Origin of the sequence: Neobacillus notoginsengisoli (genome assembly GCF_003515685.1) — a bacterium.
GTDB classification, from domain to species: Bacteria; Bacillota; Bacilli; order Bacillales; family Cytobacillaceae; genus Bacillus_D; species Bacillus_D notoginsengisoli.
In genome coordinates this window covers 121020-147115 of the sequence record NZ_QWEG01000012.1, presented here as the reverse complement: position 1 = coordinate 147115, position 26096 = coordinate 121020, and the positions used below count along the sequence as shown (strand labels likewise).

The 26096-nt window shown below is 36.5% G+C and carries 34 protein-coding genes and 3 pseudogenes; 30 read left to right on the top strand and 7 right to left on the bottom strand.

Annotated elements, in window-relative coordinates; all coding sequences use genetic code 11:
- The first annotated feature begins 427 nt into the window (after positions 1-427).
- From D1B31_RS23915 to D1B31_RS18430, 8 genes are all read left to right on the top strand, one after another.
- A complete protein-coding gene (locus D1B31_RS23915; protein WP_142922606.1) occupies positions 428-715 on the top strand; it encodes a hypothetical protein in 288 nt (95 codons plus the stop codon).
- A 22-nt stretch (positions 716-737) separates the two neighbouring features.
- Positions 738-1055 carry a hypothetical protein gene (locus D1B31_RS18455; RefSeq protein WP_118923162.1) on the top strand — a complete coding sequence of 106 codons (318 nt, stop codon included), beginning with the start codon at positions 738-740 and terminating at the stop codon, positions 1053-1055.
- A 13-nt stretch (positions 1056-1068) separates the two neighbouring features.
- Positions 1069-1431: a DNA adenine methylase gene (locus tag D1B31_RS24945; RefSeq protein ID WP_240035337.1), complete on the top strand. Its 363-nt coding sequence runs from the start codon at positions 1069-1071 to the stop codon at positions 1429-1431.
- Positions 1432-2059: 628 nt separating this feature from the next.
- Complete coding sequence (locus D1B31_RS18445; protein ID WP_118923160.1) at positions 2060-3016, top strand: helix-turn-helix domain-containing protein; 957 nt, start codon at positions 2060-2062, stop codon at positions 3014-3016.
- A gap of 56 nt (positions 3017-3072) precedes the next feature.
- Positions 3073-3234, top strand: coding sequence for a hypothetical protein (locus D1B31_RS24415; RefSeq protein WP_158587606.1), 162 nt, complete (start codon positions 3073-3075; stop codon positions 3232-3234).
- Positions 3235-3651: 417 nt separating this feature from the next.
- Positions 3652-3936, top strand: coding sequence for a hypothetical protein (locus D1B31_RS18440; protein ID WP_118923158.1), 285 nt, complete (start codon positions 3652-3654; stop codon positions 3934-3936).
- A 26-nt stretch (positions 3937-3962) separates the two neighbouring features.
- Positions 3963-4724, top strand: a complete 762-nt coding sequence (locus D1B31_RS18435) for a thermonuclease family protein (protein ID WP_118923156.1) — start codon at positions 3963-3965, stop codon at positions 4722-4724.
- 30 nt (positions 4725-4754) lie between these two features.
- Positions 4755-5084, top strand: a complete 330-nt coding sequence (locus D1B31_RS18430) for a hypothetical protein (RefSeq protein ID WP_118923154.1) — start codon at positions 4755-4757, stop codon at positions 5082-5084.
- A gap of 40 nt (positions 5085-5124) precedes the next feature.
- On the opposite strand, the pseudogene D1B31_RS25225 reads toward D1B31_RS18430, so the two are convergent.
- Positions 5125-6868: pseudogene (locus D1B31_RS25225) on the bottom strand (IS1634 family transposase).
- A gap of 99 nt (positions 6869-6967) precedes the next feature.
- On the opposite strand from D1B31_RS25225, the pseudogene D1B31_RS24925 reads away from it, so the two are divergent.
- Positions 6968-7150, top strand: a pseudogene (locus D1B31_RS24925) (group II intron reverse transcriptase/maturase); the annotation flags it as partial.
- A 118-nt stretch (positions 7151-7268) separates the two neighbouring features.
- Entirely contained in the window at positions 7269-8783 is a 1515-nt protein-coding gene (locus D1B31_RS18415) for an IS1182 family transposase (protein WP_204563042.1), read from the top strand.
- Positions 8784-8873: 90 nt separating this feature from the next.
- On the opposite strand, the gene D1B31_RS18410 is transcribed toward D1B31_RS18415, so the two are convergent.
- On the bottom strand, positions 8874-9593 hold the full coding sequence (locus tag D1B31_RS18410) for a cytochrome c biogenesis CcdA family protein (RefSeq protein WP_118923152.1): 720 nt from the start codon (positions 9591-9593) through the stop codon (positions 8874-8876).
- A gap of 268 nt (positions 9594-9861) precedes the next feature.
- Here D1B31_RS18410 and D1B31_RS18405 point away from each other — a divergent pair, with 268 nt between their 5' ends.
- The 3 genes from D1B31_RS18405 to D1B31_RS23910 all read left to right on the top strand — a co-directional run bounded on the left by D1B31_RS18405 (position 9862) and on the right by D1B31_RS23910 (position 11435).
- A complete protein-coding gene (locus D1B31_RS18405; protein WP_118923150.1) occupies positions 9862-10332 on the top strand; it encodes a thioredoxin family protein in 471 nt (156 codons plus the stop codon).
- Positions 10333-10370: 38 nt separating this feature from the next.
- A complete protein-coding gene (locus D1B31_RS18400) occupies positions 10371-10874 on the top strand; it encodes a TlpA family protein disulfide reductase (protein WP_118923148.1) in 504 nt (167 codons plus the stop codon).
- Positions 10875-11048: 174 nt separating this feature from the next.
- Entirely contained in the window at positions 11049-11435 is a 387-nt protein-coding gene (locus D1B31_RS23910) for a hypothetical protein (RefSeq protein WP_142922605.1), read from the top strand.
- A gap of 155 nt (positions 11436-11590) precedes the next feature.
- Here the strand turns inward: D1B31_RS23910 and D1B31_RS18390 are convergent.
- Positions 11591-11737, bottom strand: a pseudogene (locus D1B31_RS18390) (transposase); the annotation flags it as partial.
- A 576-nt stretch (positions 11738-12313) separates the two neighbouring features.
- On the opposite strand from D1B31_RS18390, the gene D1B31_RS25295 reads away from it, so the two are divergent.
- Both D1B31_RS25295 and resA read left to right on the top strand, forming a co-directional pair.
- Positions 12314-12583: a cytochrome c biogenesis CcdA family protein gene (locus D1B31_RS25295; RefSeq protein WP_476738902.1), complete on the top strand. Its 270-nt coding sequence runs from the start codon at positions 12314-12316 to the stop codon at positions 12581-12583.
- A 949-nt stretch (positions 12584-13532) separates the two neighbouring features.
- Positions 13533-14054, top strand: a complete 522-nt coding sequence (resA, locus tag D1B31_RS18380) for a thiol-disulfide oxidoreductase ResA (RefSeq protein ID WP_118923144.1) — start codon at positions 13533-13535, stop codon at positions 14052-14054.
- A gap of 216 nt (positions 14055-14270) precedes the next feature.
- On the opposite strand, the gene D1B31_RS18375 is transcribed toward resA, so the two are convergent.
- The gene (locus D1B31_RS18375) at positions 14271-14657 is read right to left on the bottom strand and encodes a hypothetical protein (RefSeq protein ID WP_118923142.1); all 387 of its coding nucleotides are present in this window, start codon (positions 14655-14657) and stop codon (positions 14271-14273) included.
- Between the two features lie 1715 nt (positions 14658-16372).
- Here D1B31_RS18375 and D1B31_RS18370 point away from each other — a divergent pair.
- Positions 16373-17095, top strand: coding sequence for a cytochrome c biogenesis CcdA family protein (locus D1B31_RS18370; RefSeq protein WP_240035333.1), 723 nt, complete (start codon positions 16373-16375; stop codon positions 17093-17095).
- Positions 17096-17415: 320 nt separating this feature from the next.
- Here D1B31_RS18370 and D1B31_RS18365 read toward each other — a convergent pair whose 3' ends face one another.
- The 3 genes from D1B31_RS18365 to D1B31_RS18355 all read right to left on the bottom strand — a co-directional run bounded on the left by D1B31_RS18365 (position 17416) and on the right by D1B31_RS18355 (position 18191).
- Positions 17416-17637 carry a hypothetical protein gene (locus tag D1B31_RS18365; RefSeq protein WP_118923138.1) on the bottom strand — a complete coding sequence of 74 codons (222 nt, stop codon included), beginning with the start codon at positions 17635-17637 and terminating at the stop codon, positions 17416-17418.
- 93 nt (positions 17638-17730) lie between these two features.
- On the bottom strand, positions 17731-17976 hold the full coding sequence (locus D1B31_RS18360; RefSeq protein ID WP_142922604.1) for a hypothetical protein: 246 nt from the start codon (positions 17974-17976) through the stop codon (positions 17731-17733).
- Entirely contained in the window at positions 17973-18191 is a 219-nt protein-coding gene (locus D1B31_RS18355) for a hypothetical protein (RefSeq protein ID WP_118923134.1), read from the bottom strand. Before D1B31_RS18355 ends, D1B31_RS18360 begins: the two co-directional genes overlap by 4 nt.
- A 214-nt stretch (positions 18192-18405) precedes the next feature.
- Here D1B31_RS18355 and D1B31_RS18350 point away from each other — a divergent pair, with 214 nt between their 5' ends.
- From D1B31_RS18350 to D1B31_RS18290, 14 genes are all read left to right on the top strand, one after another.
- Positions 18406-18612 carry a hypothetical protein gene (locus D1B31_RS18350; RefSeq protein ID WP_158587605.1) on the top strand — a complete coding sequence of 69 codons (207 nt, stop codon included), beginning with the start codon at positions 18406-18408 and terminating at the stop codon, positions 18610-18612.
- Positions 18613-18713: 101 nt separating this feature from the next.
- Positions 18714-18998 (top strand): hypothetical protein, encoded by a 285-nt coding sequence (locus D1B31_RS18345; RefSeq protein WP_118923130.1) that lies wholly within the window; start codon positions 18714-18716, stop codon positions 18996-18998.
- Positions 18999-19175: 177 nt separating this feature from the next.
- The gene (locus tag D1B31_RS18340) at positions 19176-19697 is read left to right on the top strand and encodes a hypothetical protein (RefSeq protein WP_142922603.1); all 522 of its coding nucleotides are present in this window, start codon (positions 19176-19178) and stop codon (positions 19695-19697) included.
- Positions 19697-19927: a hypothetical protein gene (locus tag D1B31_RS18335; RefSeq protein WP_118923126.1), complete on the top strand. Its 231-nt coding sequence runs from the start codon at positions 19697-19699 to the stop codon at positions 19925-19927. The genes D1B31_RS18340 and D1B31_RS18335 overlap by 1 nt, the downstream gene beginning before the upstream one ends.
- 23 nt (positions 19928-19950) lie before the next feature.
- Entirely contained in the window at positions 19951-20175 is a 225-nt protein-coding gene (locus D1B31_RS18330) for a hypothetical protein (RefSeq protein ID WP_118923124.1), read from the top strand.
- A 130-nt stretch (positions 20176-20305) separates the two neighbouring features.
- Positions 20306-20989 (top strand): hypothetical protein, encoded by a 684-nt coding sequence (locus D1B31_RS18325; protein ID WP_118923122.1) that lies wholly within the window; start codon positions 20306-20308, stop codon positions 20987-20989.
- On the top strand, positions 20979-21554 hold the full coding sequence (locus D1B31_RS18320; protein ID WP_118923120.1) for a hypothetical protein: 576 nt from the start codon (positions 20979-20981) through the stop codon (positions 21552-21554). Before D1B31_RS18325 ends, D1B31_RS18320 begins: the two co-directional genes overlap by 11 nt.
- A gap of 23 nt (positions 21555-21577) precedes the next feature.
- Positions 21578-22636, top strand: a complete 1059-nt coding sequence (locus D1B31_RS18315; RefSeq protein WP_192894801.1) for a phosphoadenosine phosphosulfate reductase domain-containing protein — start codon at positions 21578-21580, stop codon at positions 22634-22636.
- A 98-nt stretch (positions 22637-22734) separates the two neighbouring features.
- Positions 22735-23178, top strand: a complete 444-nt coding sequence (locus tag D1B31_RS24410) for a hypothetical protein (protein WP_158587603.1) — start codon at positions 22735-22737, stop codon at positions 23176-23178.
- A 194-nt stretch (positions 23179-23372) separates the two neighbouring features.
- Complete coding sequence (locus D1B31_RS18305; RefSeq protein WP_118923116.1) at positions 23373-23561, top strand: hypothetical protein; 189 nt, start codon at positions 23373-23375, stop codon at positions 23559-23561.
- A 58-nt stretch (positions 23562-23619) separates the two neighbouring features.
- Complete coding sequence (locus tag D1B31_RS18300) at positions 23620-24324, top strand: XF1762 family protein (protein WP_118923114.1); 705 nt, start codon at positions 23620-23622, stop codon at positions 24322-24324.
- A gap of 19 nt (positions 24325-24343) precedes the next feature.
- The gene (locus D1B31_RS24405) at positions 24344-24520 is read left to right on the top strand and encodes a hypothetical protein (protein WP_158587602.1); all 177 of its coding nucleotides are present in this window, start codon (positions 24344-24346) and stop codon (positions 24518-24520) included.
- A 344-nt stretch (positions 24521-24864) separates the two neighbouring features.
- Positions 24865-25731 (top strand): hypothetical protein, encoded by an 867-nt coding sequence (locus D1B31_RS18295; RefSeq protein WP_158587601.1) that lies wholly within the window; start codon positions 24865-24867, stop codon positions 25729-25731.
- Between the two features lie 18 nt (positions 25732-25749).
- A complete protein-coding gene (locus D1B31_RS18290; RefSeq protein ID WP_118923110.1) occupies positions 25750-25962 on the top strand; it encodes a hypothetical protein in 213 nt (70 codons plus the stop codon).
- Positions 25963-26096: the final 134 nt, after the last annotated feature.

Sequence of the window (26096 nt, the reverse complement as noted above, 5' to 3'; positions counted from 1 at the left end):
GTAGTAGAAAAATAGGTTATTTGTCTACTATATTAATTAATATATATATATTATATTTAATTATTTATTCTATATATAATTAATATTGAAGTAGACAATATACTATCAGTGTGGTAAATTTTAAGTATCAAGGAATATATATACATAAAATTCATAAAAGGAGGGAAGAGGTAGAAAAAACTCCTTGATTGGGTGAAATTAAAAAATTGTAAGAAGGGCTGATACACATGGGGATTTTTTTTACCTAGCAATCCCATCTCGAAAAAACCAAAAGGAGTTAAAATTAGAAAAACTGAAGGTTTTGTTAAGTGAGATCGAGTTTTTCGTAGACATCTAGAACTAAATAGAATAAGTGGATTTCGTTCTAGATGATTCAACTTTGGGAAAGCTAGAAATCCTTTATCACCTTTTTGGAAAGGACTTGCCAATGAACAGACGCTTTCTGACTAATGATAAAAGGGTTAACAAAGGGCCGTATGAGATCCGGATAACTACATATTATTTGTCCGAACATAAAAACCATGGAATTCGAATTGAAGTAAGGAGATTGAGTTTGAGAGGGGTTACTGTAGAAATCGAATTACTCCAGGGTGACAATGTAATTATTCTTAAAAAAACGTTTCAAACAACCGTATTGGTTAACCCCACAAAGGTAGAAATCGATAAGGTGATTGAAGAATATAATCAATACGCTCGTAAGAACAAATTAATCTAGTTTGTGAGAGGGGGGTAAATAGATGCTGGTGACTCGGCCGTCTACTGAAGAAATTACCTTAGAAAGAGATAAAATATATAGGGCTTTGCTCACATCAAGAAAAAACGGTTACCCATGTGTACCGTTGAAGCATTATTATATCTCCCCTCTAAAAACGCACTGTGATTTTTATGAGGATGCTGCCCTAACAAAATTCAGAGGATGTTTCCCCATCCAGGAAGTAAGTCTTATTATAGAAGAAACTAGTTTAAATGAATCCTTAACCGAGGAAATTAACAATCCTATTCCCCAAGCTACGAATGAAGAAGAAACAGATTTTCGGCAACTAACTCTCTTTTAAGGGGGGATTTTTTTTGAAGTTATTAACTTGTTGGTTTTGCGAATATCAAGAAGGATACGATTGCGCTGAAATAGATGCTTACAATAAGGGTTACTGGTGTTCTGACTGTGATTGCTATAATTACTTGTCTCAAACTTCTGAGCAGCACCGCTTTACTCTAATTTTAGAAGATAAATCGTTTCAAAACATGTTAATGCCTCAGCTGAACATTAGGTTAAATAAAAGACTTTCTCCTTTAAGATATCCAGGAGGAAAAAGTAAACTAGCAGATTACATATATACTAAATTAAGAGATAATGCCTCTGAAACTTTAGTAAGTCCATTTGCCGGTGGTGCTATTAGATGCGGGTGTGATTCAGAACTTAATATTGAATGATTTAGACTTCGGAATCTATTCATTGTTTTGGACAATAAAGAATGCACCGTATGAGTTAATTGATAGACTTAATAATATTTCACCAAATCATAAAGATTATTTTTCAGCTCAAGAAGTGGTGAAGAACGACTACCAGGGCAATACAATATTTGAAGCGGCCTGGTCCACACTTTTAGTAAATCGGCTTGCTTATTCAGGTATATAGAGAGCAAATCCATTAGGTGGTAAAAAGGGATCTGAAAAAGAACTGTTATCTCGATGGAATCCCAAAAATCTTAAACAAAGAATATACAAAATCCATTCTCTAAGTAAACAGATTCAAATACATAATCTAGATGCCTATGAGATAATTGAAGAAATGTACTGGAGACCTAATACAACAATATTAGTTGATCCACCGTATGTTCAAAAGGGAAAGCAATTGTATCGCTGTTATTATGACGAAGAAGACCATTTAAAACTTAATGAGCTTCTCGAATCATTATATGGGGGGTTTTCGGGAGCAGATATCATTTTATGTTATGACAATGATCCGCTTATAAAAGGAAATTATGTTTATCCTATAGTCGAGAAGGTTTCTAGAGTTTATTCAATTTAGAAATTTATTGTTCAGAAAGAAGTGAAGAAGATGGAAAAAGAGACAGATAAAATTATTTCTACAAACGATGCGGCAGAATTACTAAATGTAAAGCCATCTACTATCCATCGATATGTTAAACAAGGAAAATTAAAACCAGTCTATGAAGAAAATTGGCATATTGATACCACTAAGCTGTTTTATAAAGAGGATATACTCTCACTAAAAAAACAATTAACCAAACCAGGTATAACTACCGGAGAAGCTGCTGAATTGCTGGGTGTTCATCTTACAACTATAGCTTTATATATAAAGCAGGGTGACCTAAAAGCAGAAAAAAAGCTATACCGAGGTCGTGAAATAAACTTTATCAGTCCGGAAGAATTAGAACGATTTAAGAGTGAACATATAGAATCCAGAAAGAAAAGACGAAAAGAATTTTATGATAAAGAAACAGGATTTGCATGGTTTCAATCTTTCAAGGACCGGAAAGGCAACACCAATAATAGAATACTTTTAGATGATAATGAACAACCCTATTTAGCAACCGGAGACGGAAAAAGAATTGCTCTTAACCAAATACATAAAAAGGGATATAAACCAGTAACCCCTATTTTAGATAAGCCATATAAGACCAAGAGAGGTTTTGCAAAATTCTCATTTAAAGAGGACGAATTGTTTTACCAGGTAATTGAATTTTTCTATAAACATTTAGGGCCCAAAAATATGAAGGTAAAGAAAAAACAGGGGAACATATTAGTTGATGTCAAACCTGATTTTATCCCCGAAATACTAGATGAAAAAATTTATAATTTTCTAAGTGAATCAATCACTTCTGGAGAAGCAATAAAGCGATTAGACGGAATATTAATTAATAGTAATTTAGAAATAATATCTGTGGCAGCTCCTTCTGAATTGAAGCAACGAATCAAAGATGAAGCAGAAGAAAGACGAATTAGCATGGAAGACTTAGTAATTGAAATATTGAATAATTATTATGATCTCTAGTTAGGGATGTATGCTTGACGGACTGAAAAACGTCATAAGTAGGGGGCGTAACTAATATGAGGGCTGTAAATAGGCTATTTATTTCCGCGATTTTCGCAGGTACAATCGGTTTAGCGACTAGATGGAGATTATCCTGTGGGAATATTCCTGGCGCTGAAATACACGGACTGATATTAGGTGTTGGGTGGGGATTAATTATTTATAGCTGGATGAAATAAAAAAGCAATAACCCAATAAGGAGTACCAGTTGTTCACGAAAGACTGAAACTGTGCATTTAAAGAGGTGGAAAAGATGGATAAAAGACACTTGAAGTTATGGTTGAAAGATTTTGGGAAAACCTTTTTAAAACGAGGATTTCCACTCATAACTCTATTGTTATTAATTAAAATTTTTACAAACTGGATTTAGCCTCTTACAACTGAGTAAATAAATTTATATATCTCGATGAACATAGAACTATATGGTAAAATATTCTTATGAAGTCTACAATTGGATGGTTGTTTGTACGTAAATAAAGTAAACCTTCCAAATAGACCATATAAAACTACATACTCTAATGGGACAACCCAAGTAAGCCATTCATATCTTGTATATGGCTGCTTGGGTTTGTTTTTTTTTGAAGGGAGAATCTACATTGTCTAAAGAGAGTAAAAGACAGAAAATTACTGAAGCCATCTTTAATCGACAGTATCAAGGTGAAGTCTATATTCTTACCCCAGGACGTGTATGGAAGTCTCTAGTAATTAAACATTTTAATAAGGTAAAGAGGGGGGAATTATCCCTCGATGAGTTAGTACTGTTACTTGAGACAAAAGGTGGTGTTAAATTTGCACAAAAACACAGTTTAGTCCGATATCCAATTAAAGAGTGTTTATATTTTATAGCAAAAATGACGAAGCAAGACATTGAGGTTAATTGAAATAGTAAGGGGAGATCACCCAATTTATGATAAGGAAATTTTCTATTTATATTGCTGCCTTATTATTTTTAACGTCCTGTTCTGAAAACTTGATAGTCTCTAAAAACCGGCCAACTTATGAAGTGCAGGAACAAATGGTGGAGCCAATAACTAAGCAAGGTCTCTTAAAGAATATTTTAGAAACAGAAGACCAGGAACATAGCACTTCTTCTGAAAAAAAATCTAGCATAGCTCAATCAAATCACACATCGAAAATTGCGGATGATACAATCGGGGAAATGCGGACTGTAAGAGTTACACGTATATATGATTCTGATACCTTGGAATTTTTTGATCCTCAAACTGGTAAAAAGAGTATTGGTAGGCTCATTGGGATAAACGGACCTGAATATACGAAAGAAAAACAATTATATGGCAAAGAATCTACCGAGTTTTTAAAAGCGTTAATTTTAAATAAAGATATTCAAATAGAAAGTGATCCTAACGCGGATATAAAGGATAAATACGGTAGATACCTCATTCATTCTTTTATAGGAGGGAAAAACATTCAGTATATTTTACTAGCCAACGGTCTAGTTAGAGTAGCCTATTTATATGGTGAATATAAATATATAGATTCCTTCAAAGAAGCAGAGGGTAAAGCCAAAGAGTCAGCATTAAATATTTGGAGTATCCCAGGTTATGTAGATAATAAAAATGGTTTTAATATGAATGCTGTAAAGAATAATGCAAAAGAAAAAATTACAAGTAATCTAAAAGAACTTAGTAAAAAACTACTAAGTAATTAACATTTTTATGCAAAAGGAAGGAGTTTTGTAATGATTATAGAAAATAGATACATAGAAGAAAAAAAGGAGGTGCTTAAGCTGAAAAAGTTAGGATTCAATATAAGAACAGTAGAAAATGATGAGGACGATAATAATTCGATCAATTTAGAGGGAGTGGCTGAAGATGAAATCGATTTAATTAGTCAGTCTATTCAAACTCTAATAAAGCAATTAGAATTATGTGATATTTGCGGTGGTGACCAAGAACGGTTTGAGAACGAAATGAAGAAAATAATAACCGCTGTTTTATATAATTATCAGAACGCCGGCTTATCTAACAATTTTCATAAAACAAACAATTCTATATTATCTAATTCTTAAACTCACATTTCGCAGGTCAAGATTAGACTCTGACAAATTTTCAGGATTCGTTTTTCAAAAAGGTGCTGAACATGATGCGGGCCGACATTTTTTCCGGTTTTCCCTTAATTTTCGACCCGAAGATGGACATGTCGTATCCTGCAAGGTGGACGATTCGTTTCGTCCGGTCCCCGATGTTATCCGGCAAATAGCGGTGTGTCTTTCCTCCCTGCCGGATGACGATGAGGCGGATATCCTGCAATTGTTCAAGGAGTGCCCTCCCCGTCGGCTCGAACAGTTTCCGGTTCCCTTTCAGGATCAATGGCTTTTCCTGTGATTTCATTTCTTTCCTGATCCTGTACTCAAGCATCCCGTAAATGAGGAGGGCCATCACATAGACGATGCCGAGCGCTTCGATTTTTTCAGGTGTCTTCACAAAGACAGCGTCGATCATCTGTTCCTCCTTCAACAGGCGGAACCTCGTCTCGGCTGCCGACTGGCCTTTGTAGGAACGAAGCATCTCAAGGTCGGGAAGCCTTGATTTGTCCATCCTGTTGGTCATCAGGATGAATGTGCTCAACAGCCGGAGCCTGCGTTCCATTTCTTCGTGATTTTCCTGAAATGACTGAAGGACAATCCGGTAGACCGTCTCGGTCTTGGCTGTTCATCCTTTTTGGGCCTACCCCGGCGGCTGCGTTTCACTCCCTCCTCGGTAGAGAAGACCTCAAGCCGGTATTCGTGAAGCTTGGCCTTATGCGTTTTTTCGAAGGAGGCCCTGGCTTCATCGGCGTCTTCCCGGCAATGGAAAACGGCTGCACAAAGCTTTTCCATTGATTTTGAGAGTTTCGCCTGTTCCTTTTCCACTTCAGCTTCAAGCCGTTTGGCCTTTTGTTTGCCGAGCTGGTCCGAGTGGACCACAAGGAAGCGGTATGTGCGGCCTTCAAGTTCGCGTTCATGGGCTTGATAACGGTATTTGGCCCCGTCCTTTTTGCCTGACAGCCGGCCTGCTTCCACCCAGTTCCCACCCTCCCAAGCCTGGGTTTTTAATCTGAGAGGCTGAATGTATCGGGGAGCCGGGAAAGGAAATCAAGCCCGTGATCCGCCAGACCATCAAGGTTTTCCTTCGTCACGAGGGCTGAATCGGCCTGATACAGGAGGTTGGACCAATCTTCATCGCCCAGTACCTCGCGGAGCTTTTTGATGAATTCCATGTTCCACTTCACATCGGAGGTGTTCCCGTCCTCCATCTTGGCGAGTACGGGAATCCGCTCCGGTGTGACAGCCATGCCAAGCACGATCTGCTTGAGGTCGGGACGGTGTTCCTTACTGTCCCCGCGGGAAACGGAGAGGACCGGTTCGGTTTCGGCACTGGTTTCAGCTTTTGGCGTGTATTCCCCGTAAATGGAAAATGAGCTTGTGTCGTTATGAAGCAGGGAAAGCGCAAGGCCCAGCCTGTTCAGCGCGGAAAGGGCAACAGGCGTATATACTTTCCAGGGCGTGGCTTCATACAGGTAATCAAGCGCCCTGCCAAGGGCGTCATCATTGAACTGGTCTGCCGTCGTGTCCGGACCAAATAGGAGTTCGACATCCTGTCTTTCAAAGAACTCCTTCACCTTGTATAACGGATTGCCTTCATAAAGGATACTCAGGACCAGGGCTTTGATCCTGGTTCCCGGGGAAAGGGAACACCTCTCCTGGTCCCAGGTCAGGGATTCGTTTATGATTTCCTCGAACCGGATTTCATCCATTAATCTGGACAGAAGCATGGTTGGCCCGACATCCAGGGTAAGGACTTGATCACCCATGATAACCCCTCCACTACTGTAGTGATAAAAGAATTCTACGAGGGAGGCAGGCTATCCTTTCAAATTTATAAAATGGAATATTTTTCATGCGGAATGTGAGTTAGAAAACTAATAGGTCTTGGGGTTCCTGCACACAAAGCATACGAATGGGGGAACTCCAGGAAGAAATACTGGAGAATTGCATGCAGTCCAATCTTACACAAAACCCTTGGAATCTCCTATTGGAGCACCCAAGGGCTTAAAAGTCTGTATGAACGCTATCAAACACTGCGTCAATCTTAATGGAACCGCCGTATACCGAACGGTACGTGAGTTTGTCTAACAATTATCACTCTTTTCCCATTTTTCCAATAGGAAAACTCGTACTATTGTCGAATTTATAATATAAGGAGATGATAGTATGCCATATATCCCTGGTGAGGATAGAAATCAGTTTAATTTATTACCAAATACATTGGAAGATTTTGTTGATGAAGATAATCCAGTTAGAGTAATTGATGCATACGTGGATAGCTTAAATCTGGAGGCACTTGGTTTTGTTGTTTATTCGGGTTCCAAAGCAGGTCAAAAACCTTATAGAAGACATGATCTCCTTAAATTATACATTTATTGTTATATGAATAAAATTAGGTCATCTCGTTTGATGGAGACCGAGGCAACAAGAAACATTGAATTAATGTGGTTAATTGGCAAACTAAAACCTGACCACGGTACCATTTCTTCATTCATGAAAACTAACAAAAAAGCCATTAAGCAGCTGTTTAAGGAATTTACACTTATGTTAAAAGGATTTGGTCTTATTGATGGCACCCTGGTCGCTATCGATGGGACAAAGATAAAAGCAAATAGTGCAAAAAATAAACACTATAATGAAAATATTATTAAAGAAAAACTAGGATATTATGAAGCAAAAATTGAGGAATATATCAATGACGTTTTAAATACAACTGATGATGAGAATATGAAACAAAAAATTAATGATAAAATTGAGTGTTATCAAGAAAGAATAAAGAAGTTAAATTCCATTAAAGAAGAACTAAAAGAACAAGGAAAGAAACAAATTTGTTTAACTGATTCGGATGCAAAATCGATGAAGAACAACGGGAAATTTGAGGTTTGCTTTAATGTTCAAGCAGTTGTAGACAATAAAAATAAATTAATTTTAGACTTCGAAGTAGTAAATGATGTTAACGATCAAGGCCAATTATCAAATATGGTAAAAAAGACCAAAGAAATATTCGAGGACCAAAATATTATGGCTTTAGCTGATACAGGTTATTTTAATATGTCTGAAATAGTTGAAGTGGTTGATGAGCAAACCGAAATCCTTATAAAGCCCCAAAAAGGAAAACAACAAAAAGTTGAAAACGGATTTGATAAATCAAACTTCAAGTATGATCAAACAAATGATGTTTTTATTTGCCCGATGGGCTACTGTTTGAATTTTAAATGGAATGGAAAGCAAAACGGTAAGGATTTCAAACGTTATACATGTGTAAACTATAATGATTGCGGGAAAAAGGAGTTGTGTACATCCGCAAAAGGCGGAAGATCGATTATCAGGTTTAAAGATGAAGAAATCATTGACCAGGTTACTGAAAATACCATTAAAAAAGATAACATTTACAAGAAAAGGGGCTCTATAATAGAACACCTTTTTGGAACCATAAAACGACATTTTGGATACACCTATTTTTTAACAAGAGGACTTGAATCAGTAAACACTGAGGTAAGTCTTATTTGCCTTGCATATAATTTTAAAAGACTAATAAAAATAATCGGAGTTAAAGAGTTAATACGAAAATTCAGAGGGGGCATAGCCCCCTTTTTACATGCATCTTATAAAATTTTATTGCTTTTATCGAAAATCAACAGAAATAATTACAACTTTTATATATTTACGGTTAATTGTTAGACAGACTCACGTACGGTGGTGTGAGAGGTCGGGGGTTAGTCACCCCCTCCTACTCGATTATACATTTACTTGATGTTAGTGATTTTATAATTAGTTAAACCATCCCTCTAGCATTGATTGTATTTCCGAAGACCAGTAAATTATATAATTCATTTTATCAAAGAAAATAACGAGACCAATGAGAATCATTAAATATCCACCAACTTTCATTAATTTAGACGAATACTTCAAGATCCACTTTGTCTTACTAATGAAAAAAGCCATAATTACAAAGGGTATACAAAATCCCAGAGAATAGGCAGTAATGTTAAAAAAGGTTTGAGTAGGATTTATTAAACTTGCATAAATAATTGCCCCGAAAATAGGACCGATACAAGGTGACCAACCTGCACCGAAAACAATTCCTACGATAGTCGAGTTTATAAAACTAATTTTTCTCCTTGAATGATTGAACCGATGCTCTTTCATTAAAAATTGTGGTTGAAAAATCCCAATCATAAAAAGTCCCATTGCAAGGATGAATATTCCCCCTAGCATCCGAATTAGATCGTTATATTGAATAAAGAATTGACCTATTAAACTAGCGGAGAATCCTATCGCAAAATAGATAATGGTGAATCCCAGGGAAAAAAATAAAGAATGGGCTAACACTGCTCTTTGAACTGTTTTAGATTCACCTATTTTAGTAATTTCTGAAACAGTGACACCCGAAATATAGGATATAAACGATGGATAGAGAGGTAAACAACACGGAGAAATGAAGGCTAACAATCCTCCAGCAAATGCTAACCAAATTGAAATTTCCTGCATAGTATCACTCGTTTCTTCTTTATCTTCTTTATCTTATTTACCTGAATTATACATTGAAAACCCACCCCGAATTACATGGAAATTTGTATAAATATAGACGTTTTAACTTTTTCTCAACATTTTTTTCCTTATACCGCTTTCGTTTCATCATTATTTTGGAAATTTAGCAGGTTGTAATAAAACGTTCATATTTTCACTACTTTACATTATTTACTATGTATGGATAGTGGTTTACATTTATGGTATCACACAGGAGGGAGTTCCGTAAATGAAGAAATCGGCACTTTTCTTGACTTTAAATATTTTGTTAGTTGGTTGCCAACAAGAAGATGTACCTCAAACCGAAAAAAAAGTAGTACTGAATGAAAAAACGAAAGCTCAGATGCAAATAGATAAAACGTTGCCAGCACAAGAACTAAATTTGTTCTATCAAAAAAATGCCATTCTTGGTAACGAGATTGAGGATAGAGAAAAGGGAGCCTACTTGGTGTATTTCTATTCTCCTTCCTGCCCGATTTGCAAGCGTTTTTCTGGAGTCATAAAAGAATATGAAAACCAAAAGGATGCCTATTCCGTTTACAAGGTAGATTTATCGAATCTGGAAAATGCAAAAATCAGAGAGAAATATAAAATTGATGGTGCGCCTACCTGGATTCTGTTCGATGGGAACGAAAAGAAAGAACTCAATCGTGGACTTGGATTAATGTTTGCCACTGAAATTCCGCTAAAACAGAAATAATAAGTGTGATCTCCCTCACTATGAATGGAGGAATTGGTTTGAATCGAAAAGTAAGATTGGTTGTCTTGCTGATTGTCATTGGGTTGTTTGTCAATTTTGGATTTAAGCTTAGTAATAAGACCGTTGTCACTACTATTGGGGATGATGCGTTTAACTTCAAATTGCCAGACCTCAATAAAAAGAATGTCCGACTGTCCGATTACAAAGAACAAATTGTGATTTTAAACTTCTTTACTACCTGGTGTAATCCGTGTAAAGAAGAAGCCCCAGAATTAGAAAAGTTTGAGAAGGAATTCGGAAAAGAGTATAAATTATTAATCATTGACCGAGGGGAGACGCCTGAAAGGGTTCAAAAGTTTATTAAAAAATACAAAACGACCTCAACTTATTTATTTGATTACAATATGAAAATTTCAAAAAAATATGGTGTAACAGGTCAGCCAGAAACATTCATCATCGATAGAAGCGGGATAATTAGAGAACACTATAATGGACCTTTGACGAAGGATGAACTTTACCAAATGGTCAAGAAATATGATTAATAGTTTATCTCCATTTTGCAACTGATTATTCCAGTATTCACATTATCGACATAAATTACAAATAATTTACTTTTGTGTAAAAAAATACTATTTATTCGCACGCTTTTATAGTATATTTTGTATGTCGATAGATTGATTTTCTTTCGATAAAAACAATTGAAGGGAAGATTGAACTTGAAAAAACTTTTTATGATTCTTTCCATGGCAATGATTATATCGGTTAGTTCCATGGGTGTTGCAAGTGCTGCTTCAGCCGCATCATCCCCCGTTACATTAAGTCCAGGTGAAACTTCGGACACCACATCCAGGGTAACTCTTTCATCGGGACAATCTTTAATTTTATCCGTTTCAAATTACTGGTATAGCGGTCACAATATTATGTGGACGGTTTTTAAGAATGGAACAGCTTTTCAATCAGGTTTGGTAAACATTAATAGCACTAAATCTTATACATGGTCTGCTAGTAGTATAGGAACTGGGGAATATTCAGTAAGGCTTTACTGTGGAGAATATACTAGATATACAGATTGTGATGGCGCAGGTAGAATAACATCTCAATAATTCTTATAAGGTTTGATAGAAACCAAGAAAGACTGCTTCTTAGATTAAGAGGCAGTCTTTTTCAGATTGTTGAGAAACCTTTTTTGCATTACTACCAGATCTATGGAGTTAAATAAAATTTTAGAAGATATTCATTTACAATGAAAAAGCGCCTTTTATCCTGATATTTTGCTGAGATGAAGGGCGATTTTCTTCATATTTTGACAAGTTGCGGTCATGAATGCCTGTATCTGGACAGACTCCTTTCCTCGATATCGGGCATACCGAAAACCGTGGAGCTCCTTGGAGTCCGCAAAACTTCTTCTATTGTACTTTGTGCTATAACCGCTAAACCAGACGATAGAAACAATCAAGGGGTGAGGCTAAATATAGAACGATCATCCATTCATTCTAGGGGTCACGACCCAGATAGTTTTTTTGCGATTTCCACTAAATATTAAAATCACCATATTCTTCAAAAGTAATAATCGTATAGTTAGAATATTGAGTTATAATCATAAAGAAGCCAGATGAAGAATAAGTCCAAAAAATATTATTGGATACCCACCATGAAATGAGTGATGAAAATGCAAGAAGTTTCGATTTGGCTTGCTTTTGGAGCAGGTATATTAGCCTTTATATCTCCTTGTTGCCTTCCCCTTTATCCATCTTTTATTTCTTATATTTCAGGGGTTACGGTATCTGAAATGAAAAATATGTAAGACTCACCAGTAGTAAGAAAGACTGTTCTGTTACATTAATTTTATTTTTCTTTCGGCTTTTCGCTTGTTTATTATGCAATAGGCTTTTCAGCAAGTTTAATAGGATCATTATTTATACAGCATAATGGAACCATTAGAATATTCGGGGGTATATTCCTCGTAATAATAGGTTTATTTATGATAGGAATTTTTCAACCGTCTTTATTAATGAAAGAACATCGTTTTAATTACAGAAAGAGAAATATTGGATTTTTAAATTCTATCTTAGTGGGCATTATTTTTGATGCGGGATGGTCACCATGTATCGGTCCCATTTTTGGAGCGATTATTTATGCTAGTATAATAAATCCAACTCAGACCTTTATTAATATAACTGCCTATTCCTTAGGGTTTGTATACCATTTATCATCATGGCATTCTTTATCAGTAAGACAAAGATTGTTTTAAAATATTCTTTATTATTAATAAAAGTAGGAGGATATATAATGATTTTAATAGGGTTAACTATCTTTTTTAATAAGAGGGTTTATATTAATATTTGGGGTTCTAATATTCAATCAATATTGGAGAATTGGTTAGAATTATAAAGTATACTAGAAATTGATACACTCCTGCAGCTTCTCATTAAAGCCTATTGAAGGAGAGTCCGGGCTAAACGCTCGCCTTATTACATAAAGAAAACTGTGAAAAAGATTTTAGCAAAGAATAAATTTGGGAAAATACTTTATGGAAGGGATGTGGATAAAACTTGCTGCTTATTTAAAAAAAGTATATAAAAATCAACTCTGCCTTAAAGAATTGGTACAGTTGATAAACTATATCCATCTTCAAATCAGCCCCTCACCACAGAGAATATAATTTCACTATTCAATTGATTAAGGAAGGGGCTTTTCCTTCTGTCTCGCTTTTATTCTCTTCTCTACACATAACCACTTCTGCTTACACTAGCATCTTATATAAGCATGTAACCATCCGCGAATTCTAAGGGCCGTAATCAGTGACATCGTTATTCAGAGTCCAACGATGACGTTTGTTATATATTTTATGGACTTTACAAATAGTTTATTTTCGACAGTTAATTAAATTGGTATATGCCGGTACCAAGGGGCTGATCTTTTGGAAAGTGAAATTAATTAATGCACTTTTGGGTTCACTACATTTGAAAAATAAAATTTACTTTTCCAAGTATTAAATTATAAACAAATTTATTCTGCTAAACATGATACATATAATTTTTGAATATATGGAAATTATTATGTATTCTTTGAGTTTACAGATAGTGTAGATAGTATAAATCTTTGTTATAATAAAAATTAATAATGAATTCATTTTACTGTATTTTTTAAAAACTTTTATTATTTGTCAAGGATAAGTTAGAAGGAGAGATACATTTTATATGAAAAAAACTAACGTAATAATAGTTATAATTTTATTAATTTCAGTGATTTTTGCTATTTATAAAAATACTATTGATAAAAATGAAAGTCAAAAAGCAAGTGTAAATTTTCAAGCTCCAAATTTTAATCTAAAAACGCTTGATGGTAATGTACTAGAGTTAAAAAAATTACGAGGCAAGGCTGTTCTAATTAATTTTTGGGCTACTTGGTGTGAACCATGTAAAAAAGAGATGCCTGATATCCAAGAAGCTTATAACCAATATAAGGATCAAAACTTCGAAATTATTGGTGTGGGTTTTCAAGAATCGGAAATAAGTATAAATAATTTTATACAAAATTATCATTTATCATTTCCTGTTGTTATAGATAAAAGTGGAGAAGTTATTAATGCTTATTCTGTTCGTTTTGTTCCCACTTCTGTTTTTATTGATTCTGAGGGTACTATAAAAAGAACTTATGAAGGTCAGATGTCTAGGGACCAATTAGATCAATGGATTAAAGAAATATTACCTAAAAACTAATATAATTCAAATGAACCTCATAAAGAAATGCCCCCTAGTTAGTAGAATAAGAAATGATACTAGGCGGTTTTTAGGGCAATGAAAATTAATGATGAAAAGGTATAATTCCTCTTGTTTTGAGAGAATTATACCTTTTTTATTTTATCCGAGAATTCTAAATGTTTAATATCAACCTTGTCTTTATTCCTGTAAAAAAACAATCAAAATAATTAGTTTTTAGTAGGCTTCTATAGAAGCCGATGGTACACTACAACCCGTTTTCATAGCATCACGAGTACCGCAATATAGCCTTAAAGAGTATTCACCCGGACCAGCCCCTGAAACAATATCCTGATACACCCCGGGTCCTACTCTACCAGTAGAATACATAACGCCATTTTTAAAAATAGCAAATTGTATATCCCCACGATATACATTTACATAATACCTTAATTTTTCACCAGAATTTAGAGTCACTCTAGATGTCGATCTAGTAGTGTCAGTAAGGTTTAGGTATGTAACACTTAGCCCTTTTGCCTGAGCAGAAGACTTAGGGGCTACCATATCAAACCCTGTAATACTTATAATAAGCGCCAAACAAACCAACAAATACCTTTTTTTCAATTTTTACACCTCATTTAGTTATATTTTACTCTTATTACAAATATTAGTATAATTCATATAAATAAACTTTTCAATGATTTTAAAAATTTTTACTTTTTTGTAGATAAATCCCATAAGCGGTCTTGTTTATAAATCTACTATTGACTAAGTGATTAATAAAGGCTTTTTATGGACTTTAGTATTGAAAAAATAAAAAGCATAAAGCTACCTATAAAAAGTTTAATGAGTTCAAATGATTTAAAGTAAGAGTAATACAATTTTTTCCCCCTCTGTTGGATAGATTTTATAAGTTACTTTAGTACAATAATTAAGTAAATACACAGAGGTTAAGCAATATACAGGAAAAAATAATATGCGATATTTACGAGAACATAGCCATTATTCAACGCTTGATACCCCGATATAATGAATCGGTGCTACATATCGTAATAGAAGAAGGCTTTTGTACAAGTGACCTAAAAAGCATATACGGGGGTGGCAACGTGCTACAATTAGAAAAGAAGCTGCAGAAGAAAGAAAAGGCATAAGTCGAAGCTCCGGCCTTATTAATTTTGTGAAAAAAGGCCTCAGCAAATTTTGAGGGGCGACTAGTATAGAATAAATAGCTCGTCAAATTACCGCGCAAGCTGTTAAATTTCCACAAAAAGACAATCAAAGCATGCGAGATTAGCGAACTCTTGCAAAGAACTCCATATCAGTTGTTCGAACGTATGAGTGTTGGGTGCAAAGGGTGAAGTGAAGGTCAATCAAAGCCAATTTGCGAAAAGACCAGTGAAAAAAAGTTTGTCTGAGGAGGAAAAGAGGAAATTCCACAGTTGTCAAACAAAAAGAATAAGTTGATTTACCGAGGAACAGAACGTACCAAAGAATCTGAATAAGGGAAAACATTACCATTGAGTCATAATCCACATTTTATCGTGTGTTACGTGAGAAAAAATGTTACATTACCGCGGTTGTAGTAAAAAACCTGAGAGTAGATTCCGAGAGCCATTTGGCTACATCGCCAAACCAGGTGTGGACATGGCATACTACATGGCTTTATGGACTTATAGAAGGTTTGTGTTATCGACTCTATTTAATTGTCAATTTGATTATTAGAAATGTAGGTGGCTTGGAAGTTTGGAAACAGAAGAAGCAAAACATGCTGAAACGCTCGTAACAAGAGCAATCGTTTTAGTGAATACAAGGGGGGCCACACGTGTTGCATTAAGATAATGGCCGCCCTATAAAAGCCGAGATATTCCTAAGTTTATTAGAGAAATTGGGCATTCAAAGTTCCTTTAGAGACCACTTCTGAGTAATTGATAATTTACTCAAGAGCCATGCTTAGGACACTCAAACATCGAACGGACTCCCCACCAAGGGTTTTGCGTTACTCCAAGAAGTAAGACAAAGCAAGGCTAGTAGCCCTTAATCCAATACGGCTAGAGTGGCAAACCGAAGCATTGATGTAATCAAAAAATCCCCATTTTTCTCTCGATTAAATTACCCGGACAGCAAGCGCAGCGTGTAGCCCAAACTGACATCGGATTTATGGACTTTTTAAAAACTATAGTAGCAAATGCTGCAATTCTATTAATAACACCGTTACGAAGAAATCTTTGCAAATCTTAATTAAAACAAGGCTGCAAATATATTAATCTTATTTACTCATTATTATTGGTATGATATCCAAATTAATTCAGTATATAATGAGAGTGGAAGGAGGAGGTACCTTGGAAGATGTCTCAATATGGCTTGCTTTTGGAGGAGGGTTATTAGCATTTTTTTCTCCTTGTTGTCTACCGTTATATCCGTCATTTATATCTTATATTTCAGGCGTTACAGTTGGAGAGCTAAAAAACCAACAAAGTTCTCCATATATAAGAAAAACTGTTCTTTTGCATTCAGTATATTTTTCAATGGGATTTACAATAATATATTTCGTAATAGGATTTTCCGCAAGTTTTGTTGGAAAACTATTTACGGAATATCATGATTTAATAAGGATGCTTGGTGGGATTTTTTTAGTAACAATGGGATTATTTTTATTAGAGATTTTCCAACCAACTTTTTTAATGAGAGATCATCGCTTTCAATTAACAAAAGGGAGAATAGGATTTATTAATTCTATTATTGTAGGGATGGTCTTTGGTGCTGGTTGGACACCATGTATTGGGCCAATCTTTGGGGCCATCATCTACGCAAATATTATGTACCCAACACAAACATTATTTAATATAACGGCATACTCATTAGGTTTCTGTATTCCCTTTATTATAATGGCGTTTTTTATAAGTAAAACTAAAATAATATTAAAATATTCCTCCCTATTTATGAAAATTGGTGGAATATTAATGATTGTAATCGGACTTATGGTGTTTTTTGATAAAATGATGTACATTAATGTTTGGTCTTCCGAAATACAAAATTTTATTGAGGGCTTATTTAATGATTAATATATTACTACTTACGTAGTAACGGACTGTCAACTTAGTCGAGTAATTTCGGGCTTGTCGACAGTCTGTGCTCTCCTGAAAAGGAGAGTTTTTTTATTTATAGATATATAGACAGGACTCCCAGGAGTGTTAACTCTCACATTTCGCGGGTCAAAGACGCAGTCTAACAGTTTTCCAAATCATCATTTTTAAAAGATTATTAAGCCGACAATCTTTTTCTTATTTCTATAATTGTCTGCTTCATTCGACAGAAAACCAACAGTTCTGCAGAGTTTATTGTTAGGCATTCATTTCTTCGGGCTGTTTTGACAGGTAGATGTTCATGTCATAGCCTGCCAGTTCGACAATCCTTTTGGTTTCTTCCCCAATATTATCAGGCAAGTATCGCATGGTTTTACCGCCAAAATTAGCGGATTCTTTTCATACTTCATTTTTGCCCTTATCAAGTATTCAAGCATCCCATATACAAGAAGTGCCATGACATACACAATGCCGAGTGCCTCTATCCTTTCAGGGGTTTTCAAAAATACCACGTCAATCATCTGAGGCTCCTTTAGGAGCCGGAACCGGAACCGGGTTTCGGCAGATGATTGTCCTTTGTAGGTCTTAAGCATATCAATATTTGAAAGCCTTTTTTAATCCAGCCAGTTGGTGATGAGGATGAAGGTACTGGCCAGCTTCAGTTGGTGTTCAATCTCTTCCAGATTTTCTAGAAAGGAAACCAGTCTGACTCGGTAGATGGTGGCTGTCGGGGCCTCTTCGTCCTTCCGTGGTCGGCCACGATAATCACGTTTGAGGGGTTCCTCCCGGCATACAACTTCCGTTTCGTACTCGTGTTGGCGTGCTTTATTCTTTTTTTTTGAAGCCTTTGATGGCATCAAGGTCGTCCTTCTTCACAGTGGAAGGCGGGCTCACAGAGTTTGGTAAGGGCACCCGTCAGCTTTTCGTTTTCCTTTTGGACTTTAGCAGCGAGGCTCTTTTTCTTTTGTTTTTCCAGTTCATCTGAGTGGACGACAAGGAAATGGTAGGTTTCAACGTCTAGTTTCCGTTCAAAAATCTTGTAACAATAGGTTGCGGAATCTTTTTTATCCGCCAACTTTCCTGCGGACTGCCAGTTTTGGGCCTCCCAAGCCTCCTCTTTCAGCTTACCTGATAAGGCGAAGGTATCAGGCAGACGGGGTAGGAAATCAAGTTCATGACCATTGACTTGATCCAGGTTTTATTTTGTCACCAGCGCTGAATCGGCTTGGTAAAGAAGGTTTTTCCAGTGCTCATCCCGTAGAGCTCCCCGGAGCTTGTTGACAAATTCCATGTTCCATTTGACATCGGATGTATTGGATTATCTTTATGAAGCGATTCCATGGAATGTATACGCCTTAGCCCTTTCCGCCCTTAAAGCGCTTGAACTTGTACTCAGCACCTTGCCATTATCCTTTGGGATCTCCACTCTTAAGGCAGCCGCTTTAGCAGTTGTTATTGTAGCCGGTCCGACTGAAAGTTTGTTGGTTGCCCGCTAATCCAAATTCTTGGGATTTGGATTCTATTACGACCCGAGGAATGAGAAATTTCAAAGAAACTTGCGTAATACATAGAGTAAAGAGAAAAGGAGGGATGAAAAATGCAACGCCATCTTAAAACGGTGCTAAAAGGTACTATTTCTTTAATAGAGAAGCCAAGTGAAAAAGTCTACCGCTTCGCTATCGATGTTGAGCAGCGGTATGTAGACATTCCAGCGGTTAACCCAATAGCTATATATGGAACTCTAGATTACGATTTATCATTGAACAGGGTAACAAGCGATACTCTGAGCTATCCTTATAAGACTTTATTAAATGGTACAAAACATCAGATTCTGACAAAGATCAATGAAACCATTGATGACGATTTAAAGAGGATTATTTAATATGAAGTGTACATTATGCGGTAAAATTGCTATAATTTACATGAAACCTTTTTTCTTTTTTTGATTTTCTGAGCGACTACTAAGTTGCGAAACTAACAAACATAGCAGCCTTTGCGGTTGATGATTTAACAGGCACTTTCTTGTGTCCAAATCAGATACCCCAATGGCTGTTTTTTTGTGCTTTCCGAAGAAGGATGGGTTACAAAACAAAAACTTTTAGGAGGTTTTTCAATGATTTCATTGGAAGGAAAGGGATTATCAGCCCTGAAAGCAAAAAGTTTGGATGAAGCTGCAAGGCTTGAGGAATTTGTTTCCGGTATCACTCTCCCGCTCTTTAAAGGTACTCATTGTACCATTTGGGCAGAGGATGAGACGATTGTAAAATCTTTCCGCAGAATAAGTGAACATAAGGTTTTTTATAAAGAAAACCTTATTACTTATGGGGAAATGCTTGGTCAAATTCTCAATATTCATACTAAGGGAATCGGCATAAAAAATATCGTTATCGACAACATCTTTGAATGGTCTGATAACTGGATTTATGAGGACTGTGGGGTATGGATCATGACTGCAAATCACTTTTTCACGTACCTTTACGTTGCTTTTAAAACTAGAAACTTTCCAACAAAAAAGCTGGAGGCATTTGCTGAAGAATTTAGTTTTTCTTTTGAAATTCAGGGCGAAGGAGGAACACAGTAATGCTTAAATTTACTGAGTTGACTCCAGAAGCCAAAAAGACAGCAGTTGAAGGCTTCATTGAAGATGCCAAGGCATTTGATTTTGGCTGGGATGGAATGGATGAGGATAATGTGGCTGAGTTACTTGCCTCAAAGTTAGAGACACACAGATACGATTCCAATGGAGTTGTGGTTGGAATCGCCCGTTATTACGGAGAGAGAACTGTATTTTCTGCTGGGGGTATGTACTAACTAAAACGAATGGAGGTATTAATATGTTGAAATTTACTCAACTAAATGAAAGGGGAAAAACACGGGCCGCTCAAGCGTTTGCAAAAGCAGCAGATGCTTCCCTGGGGATTAAAGGTTTGGACTTAGGCAAAGTAAAAGTTTTTCTCTCCCAAAGCAATGTACATCGCTTTAACAACCAAGGTGAATTAATTGGAAAGGTTAAGCGCCAGGGTAACAGGAAACAATTTGTGCCCGGGAATCTCTTCTAAGGATCAATAGAGAGGATGCTACGAGTTAATTAGAAAACTTTAAGAGAGTTTGCTGTTAGGGCTAATTAAAAACGTTGATGAGGCAAAGAGACAACTGTTTCTTTGCCTTTTTTATTTAGGAGGAATTAATATGTTCGCTAAAAAAAAGCGGCCTGCTGACCTTCTCGACACTGTTGGAAACTTCTATGAAGTGACCGTCCTTGAGGATATTAAAAGTGATGGAGAAGAAGTAAAAAAGGTGATATGCGGGGAATTAAGAGGATGGGTATATGACGATAATCGCGGATTAACTACTGTACTTCTGTGGGAAGTCGGTGATTCCAGTGCGGATGAGTATTACGATGGTGACATTTTAGATGTGAAGCCAATGGAAAGGCCGGTCATGGTAAGTGATATGTTCTTTACTCCTTACAAGGGGAGAGCATTTGAAATTGGCCAGAAAGTTGATGTCTACCGTAATCTTCACACCAATAACGGATATAGTATTCGGGATGCCAAAACGGGCCTTGTGTTAGCGCATTGTAGCACCGTTCAGCTTACTAATGCTAGGTTCCATGTATCAGAAAGCGGAAGGCAGAAAACCGTAAGTGAGAAACGCAAGCGGGTTCATGCTTTTGTAAGAGGAACGCTAGCAGCATATAACGTTCAGGTTCCTTCCGGTTTTAAGAAGGTTATTTATAACCCCTACTATACGACTTTATTTACTGAAGCGGAGACAAAAAAGACTTTAACAACATCAGATGAGGTTGTCTGTTCCGGGAAATATGCGTATGTTCGCGAGTCTTTCACGAATGGGGGAAATAATGGTGCTTAAAGAAAAGTTTCCTGGGTGGAGAATTCTTAACAAAGAGGGAATAACAGTTGCTTTCAAAGACCTTCAATGTATTGAAGGCTTTAAAGTAGCTGTCCGAGTTGGTTTAGATGGCGTTCTTGTGTTTGGGAAGAATAATCTAACTCCTAGCCTTGGTTGCATGAATCCCTTTGATTTTGCCTCCCTTGCTGATTTTAAAGGAAAAAGTGGAGAAGGGATTCGCCCCTTTGAAGTAGGTTGTGTTAGGTTGGACGGTTCAATTTGGTTCTCCGATTGTATTTATGAACCAGGTCTTATAGAAGAGGATTATAACGAGTTAAAATCCATCCTTCTAGCCATCCATAATTTGCAAAGTAAGCCCACTAAAAAACAATTGGCCAGGATAAAACGAATGAAGGAATTAAGGGGAGAGCAATTCATAAAGGATTACTTTTTCTCTAAATTTCCAACTGGAGATTATGAAAATCTCACCAGAGAGAACGCTCAGAAGATAATTACTGGACTTCAGTGGATAGAGCCGAAAGCTCCCTTGAAAAACGTTGTTTGTAAACGGGAGTATATTTCATAACAAAATAGAGGGGTACTTTATAGATGAGAAACCATATTATTTTCTTCAGCGGAGGGCTATCTAGCTTTTCCGTTGCTGATTATGTAAAAACAAAATATCCAGAGGACAATATCTTACTCTACTTTACAGATACTCGGTGGGAGAATGAGGACCTTTACCGATTTATCCATGAAGCTTCCGATAAGTTACAGCTGCCGCTCTTAACTCATAGCATGGGATTAAACCCTATAGAGCTTATGTTTGAGCAAAAGGTTGTCTTTAATAGCCGGATTGGTAATTGCTCTAAATACCTTAAGATTAAGGTTGCTGAAGATTATCTTAAAAAGGGTAAGCGGCCAAACATCGAAGTTTGGAGAAATAAAGAATACTTACGGGATAATGATTTCATAACAAATGCGACATTATACTTTGGCATAGGTTTTATGGAATCGCATAGAGCTGGGCCGATCCAACACAATTGGAGCAAGAGGGGCAAAAAGGGTTTTAAAGTGGAATTTCCGCTTATTGACCTATTCATTGATAACAACCTTGTCCTCGATAAATACTCAATCAGGCAGCCCGTTCTATACGATATGGGATTTAGCCATAACAATTGTAATGGATGTTGTGTGAAAGCGGGAATGGCTCATTTTAAGCGACTGAGGAAGGAAATGCCGGCAGTCTTTAATAAGCTAGTCGAGCAAGAGCATTATATTAAACTCTATGTGTCAGAATACCACTACATTAAGAACTTAGAAGTAGATGGGCTTGACAATGAGGTTAAGGCCTTATGGCATAAGCAGTTGGATAATTCCTACAGGGACTATTTCTATGGGCGTTCCAGCAAACCAAAGGTGCATATACCTACTGACCTGGTGATTAACCAGTATTCCTTTATGAAGCGAAAGGGAGCCGCTTATCCTTTGGCTAAATTCGGTAGAGATTTGAGTGGATGGAAAGGGTTCAACTATGACAAAGACGACCAATTCGACTTGAAGCACGATGAAGGCGGTTGTGGCTGCTTTGTTGATTACGGCCCTACAGAGATTTCAGAGGAAAACATTATCGAACAGGAGAACAACCAATTTGCCTTAGCTCTTTAGGGATTGTTTTCTATCGAATAATGTAAAACTAAAAAACTTTAAGAAGGCAGAATCGTACTTATTTGATTCTGCCTTTCTATTTAATCGGAGGAATAAAAGTGGAGAATGTAAAATTAATCCGCAATTTAAGGACTTCTGAACGGAATGGAAATCCAAGAATCTTCCTTGAACCGGCAGTTTTGGAAGTAGGGGGATTTATCGTAGGGGAACCAATCAGCTATACCAGGACACAGCAAGCCTTAGTCATTAAGAAAGCGGATGACTCGGATTATAAAGTAGCAAAACGGAAACGGCCATCCTGGAATAAATATCGACCTTTAATAGACTACTCTAATGGCGATTTAGCAATGTTGTTTCGAGCCAAAGAGAAAATCGATATCCTTGTGGGCGAGTCAGTAATTGTTATTAAGAGGTCCTTATCGTTCGATCTATGTGTCATCGTTGGAGATTATTCCGCTCAGATGAATTGGCCAAATTCCTTGATGTACCAGAGACCTTTTCCTTTCCGGAATCTATTTCTGAGAATCAACGGACGCGATTAATTGGGCAGTCCGTCGATTGTAACGTGGTTAAGGCAATTGGTATTGAGGTGGCTTATACATTAATGAAACAGCAAGTAAGGAAATTAGTCGATAGACGTACCGCTGTTCCAGTCGAGGAAAATGCTAACAATCAGCTGGCCTTTATAATCTAGCCAGTTTTGAGTCCATTTAATAAATAAAAGGAGTTGGATGAAATGAACGAACTAGGTATTGTGGCTTTTAAACAAGAAATTTCTGTTGGGGATGAAATCAGCGTAAACACTCGAGAACATGAGTATTGTGGAAAGGTAACTGCAATTGCCAAGAATACTTTTGATATAGACGAAGGTATTATGGAATTCACCATTTCCTATGCCCATGTATGGGGTTATAGCAAACAATAGACTACATCAAAGGGAAAGCTTTTTATGGCTTTCCCCTGTTGTTTAGGAGGAATTGGGCTTGTATAAAACAAAACCATTTTATTGGATTTTCTATAAGGTTTCTACTAATAGATTTGTCATCTTAAGCGACGAAGAATTAGGTAATGGAGCTTTAGGAGAATTACTGGATGATGGGTATGAAATCGTTTGGGACAGTGCATTGACAAAAGAAATTGCCAAACAACATGCATTGGTTCAAATTGACTCTTTTCTGGATTGGTATCAAAGGGATACTCCTTTGGATACGTTGTTCATAGAACAGCCTAAACCCTTAAAGCTGATGCCGGTGCCCATTACCTTTAGAGAGGCTTGCCAATTTATTAATGAGCATCATCGTCACCACGTTGCTCCGCAGGGACATCGATTTTCCGTAGCTTTAAGTGATGGAGATACCCTTGTCGGAGTTATCATGGCCGGCAATCCAGTAAACAGACATTTAGATGATGGATTCACCTTAGAAATAACGCGCTGCTGTATAAAATCTAGCATCTATAAAAACGGGGTTTCTAAACTAGTTTCAGCTGTTTACCAGGCAGCCAAGGCAATGGGATATACCAAAATCATTTCTTACACACTTGAAGAAGAAACAGGAGTTTCATTGAGAGCTAGTGGCTTCTATTTAAGCGGTATTAGTGACGGTGGTTCATGGTCAAGCCAATCAAGAAAACGGGTTGATAAAGCGCCTACCGGTCCTAAAAAACGATGGGTTAAACAAATTAGCTAAATTGATTAGGGGGATTAACATGGAGTTGCTGACAAATTTGCTTCAACTACCTTCTTTGTGGTTGATCGTGATTGGTGTTATTGCTTTGATTTTTGTTATCAAAGTAATTCGTTCAGTAATTGGTGCGGTAGTAAGCCTAGCCTTTACGGTTTTAGGTTTCTACAGGGTATTCCTGTTTCTGCAGGATAAACTTTAACAAATTCGATTAATGGGGCTCATTCACTTGCGAATGGGCTCTCTTTAATAAACGGAGGTAATCTTATGTACAAACAGTATGACCTTGATGCAAGGGTTATAGAGCGAAAATTCAGGCGGGAATTAAGTAAGAAAGGCTTTTTCCGTACAGCAAAAGGGGCGGTAAATACCCTTGTTTCCTACGATAAGGATTGTCTTTATCTGAAATCCTACAAAGGAGAGAAACCCTTTAGATTAGCAAGGACTGCTATCAGAAAGGCGATTAGTTACATGTACTTTAAACGTACAGCTGTAAGAAAAGAAATGGAAGCCTATACCGAGTTCAGTTCCGCATTATTCGGAATTTTGAACTATATATTCAGGCATTTATCCAAATTGCAGACTCTAAAATTTGGTGAGTTTCGTATTTCCTTGCTTGGCACTTTGTTTTTTGCCTCCGGCCTGGAAAGATCGCCTGAACTAGTCGCAAAAGTACTTAAACCATTAGGGCTTAAACGTGTGCTTTTAAATTACAAATCAATATTGGAATCGTCAAAAGCATTGAACATGCTAAACAGGCATGATTTATATGCCATTATTGATAGCGGGGCATTTAGTTTTTTCAATGAGAAGATAAAGCAAAAGAAATCTAATGTTGTACAGCAACAATGCTTATTTTCTGCAAAGTTAATGGAGGAGTTTACTCTTGAGGGATATGCCCGGTTTATTAACGAAAACAAAGAAAATAATCGCATTTTAGGCTTTCTTCCGTTAGATGTAGTGGGTGATCCAAAGAAAACAAAAGAAAATTACCTCAAATTAAAAGAGTTAACTCCTGGAGCAACGATATATCCGGTATGGCAATTCACTGATTCATTAGATGAATTGGACAGGCTTGTTATGGAAGAACATGAACTTATCGCTATAGGAGGGCTTGTTCCCTATCTGAGCAGCCGAAAACCGTTTATCCGTTCAATATTGGATAAAGTGTTCGGTAAGCATCCGGAACAAAACTTTCACAGCTTGGGTATGGCTGATGAATTACTGAAAGAATATCCGTTTTTTTCAACTGATTCTACAGCGTATTTAAATGCCCGAAAATACGAGGATGGCAGAAGGACCAAGGCGCCTGATGATATGTCAGTGACCGACATTATCATTCAAAACGTAAAATTCCTTCTTGGACTAGAAAGTTCCACAGAGGAAAAACAACTATCATTTACATCATTTTAATGAAAGGAGAGCTTGAAGATGGCACATGAATTCTCTTGCTGCAGCGCATTTAAAGAATGCAATTACGGAAAGTTAGAGTGTGTATTTATTGAAACAGAACCTGGTAAGAAGGAACGCTGTAGATGCTACCAAATTAATCATTCTAAAATAAATATTACCAATAAAGAAGTAAATAAAAAGTTGGAATCCTCTATTCAAAATAATAGTGAAGAACAATTAAGTTTGTTTTAATTGTATAAAAAGCTAATCACTTTTTTAGTGGTTAGCTTTTTATTTTAACCCCTCAAAAAAACTACTAAAAACCGTTTTAAAAGACTTATCTTCCTTTGATACTGAAGCATCAGATAACTTCTTTCTTTTACTGA

Coding starts and splice junctions, on each gene's coding strand:
- D1B31_RS18350 (WP_158587605.1), top strand. CDS start 18,406: ATGTTCCATTTGACATCGGATGTATTGGATTATCTTTATGAAGCGATT.
- D1B31_RS25295 (WP_476738902.1), top strand. CDS start 12,314: ATGATAGGAATTTTTCAACCGTCTTTATTAATGAAAGAACATCGTTTT.
- D1B31_RS18325 (WP_118923122.1), top strand. CDS start 20,306: ATGTTCGCTAAAAAAAAGCGGCCTGCTGACCTTCTCGACACTGTTGGA.
- D1B31_RS18345 (WP_118923130.1), top strand. CDS start 18,714: ATGCAACGCCATCTTAAAACGGTGCTAAAAGGTACTATTTCTTTAATA.
- D1B31_RS18455 (WP_118923162.1), top strand. CDS start 738: ATGCTGGTGACTCGGCCGTCTACTGAAGAAATTACCTTAGAAAGAGAT.
- D1B31_RS18330 (WP_118923124.1), top strand. CDS start 19,951: ATGTTGAAATTTACTCAACTAAATGAAAGGGGAAAAACACGGGCCGCT.
- D1B31_RS18410 (WP_118923152.1), bottom strand. CDS start 9,593: ATGCAGGAAATTTCAATTTGGTTAGCATTTGCTGGAGGATTGTTAGCC.
- D1B31_RS18315 (WP_192894801.1), top strand. CDS start 21,578: ATGAGAAACCATATTATTTTCTTCAGCGGAGGGCTATCTAGCTTTTCC.
- D1B31_RS24415 (WP_158587606.1), top strand. CDS start 3,073: ATGAGGGCTGTAAATAGGCTATTTATTTCCGCGATTTTCGCAGGTACA.
- D1B31_RS18435 (WP_118923156.1), top strand. CDS start 3,963: ATGATAAGGAAATTTTCTATTTATATTGCTGCCTTATTATTTTTAACG.
- D1B31_RS18405 (WP_118923150.1), top strand. CDS start 9,862: ATGAAGAAATCGGCACTTTTCTTGACTTTAAATATTTTGTTAGTTGGT.
- D1B31_RS23915 (WP_142922606.1), top strand. CDS start 428: ATGAACAGACGCTTTCTGACTAATGATAAAAGGGTTAACAAAGGGCCG.
- D1B31_RS18445 (WP_118923160.1), top strand. CDS start 2,060: ATGGAAAAAGAGACAGATAAAATTATTTCTACAAACGATGCGGCAGAA.
- resA (WP_118923144.1), top strand. CDS start 13,533: ATGAAAAAAACTAACGTAATAATAGTTATAATTTTATTAATTTCAGTG.
- D1B31_RS18365 (WP_118923138.1), bottom strand. CDS start 17,637: ATGATTGACGTGGTATTTTTGAAAACCCCTGAAAGGATAGAGGCACTC.
- D1B31_RS18290 (WP_118923110.1), top strand. CDS start 25,750: ATGGCACATGAATTCTCTTGCTGCAGCGCATTTAAAGAATGCAATTAC.
- D1B31_RS24405 (WP_158587602.1), top strand. CDS start 24,344: ATGGAGTTGCTGACAAATTTGCTTCAACTACCTTCTTTGTGGTTGATC.
- D1B31_RS18430 (WP_118923154.1), top strand. CDS start 4,755: ATGATTATAGAAAATAGATACATAGAAGAAAAAAAGGAGGTGCTTAAG.
- D1B31_RS18320 (WP_118923120.1), top strand. CDS start 20,979: ATGGTGCTTAAAGAAAAGTTTCCTGGGTGGAGAATTCTTAACAAAGAG.
- D1B31_RS18335 (WP_118923126.1), top strand. CDS start 19,697: ATGCTTAAATTTACTGAGTTGACTCCAGAAGCCAAAAAGACAGCAGTT.
- D1B31_RS18305 (WP_118923116.1), top strand. CDS start 23,373: ATGAACGAACTAGGTATTGTGGCTTTTAAACAAGAAATTTCTGTTGGG.
- D1B31_RS18415 (WP_204563042.1), top strand. CDS start 7,269: ATGCCATATATCCCTGGTGAGGATAGAAATCAGTTTAATTTATTACCA.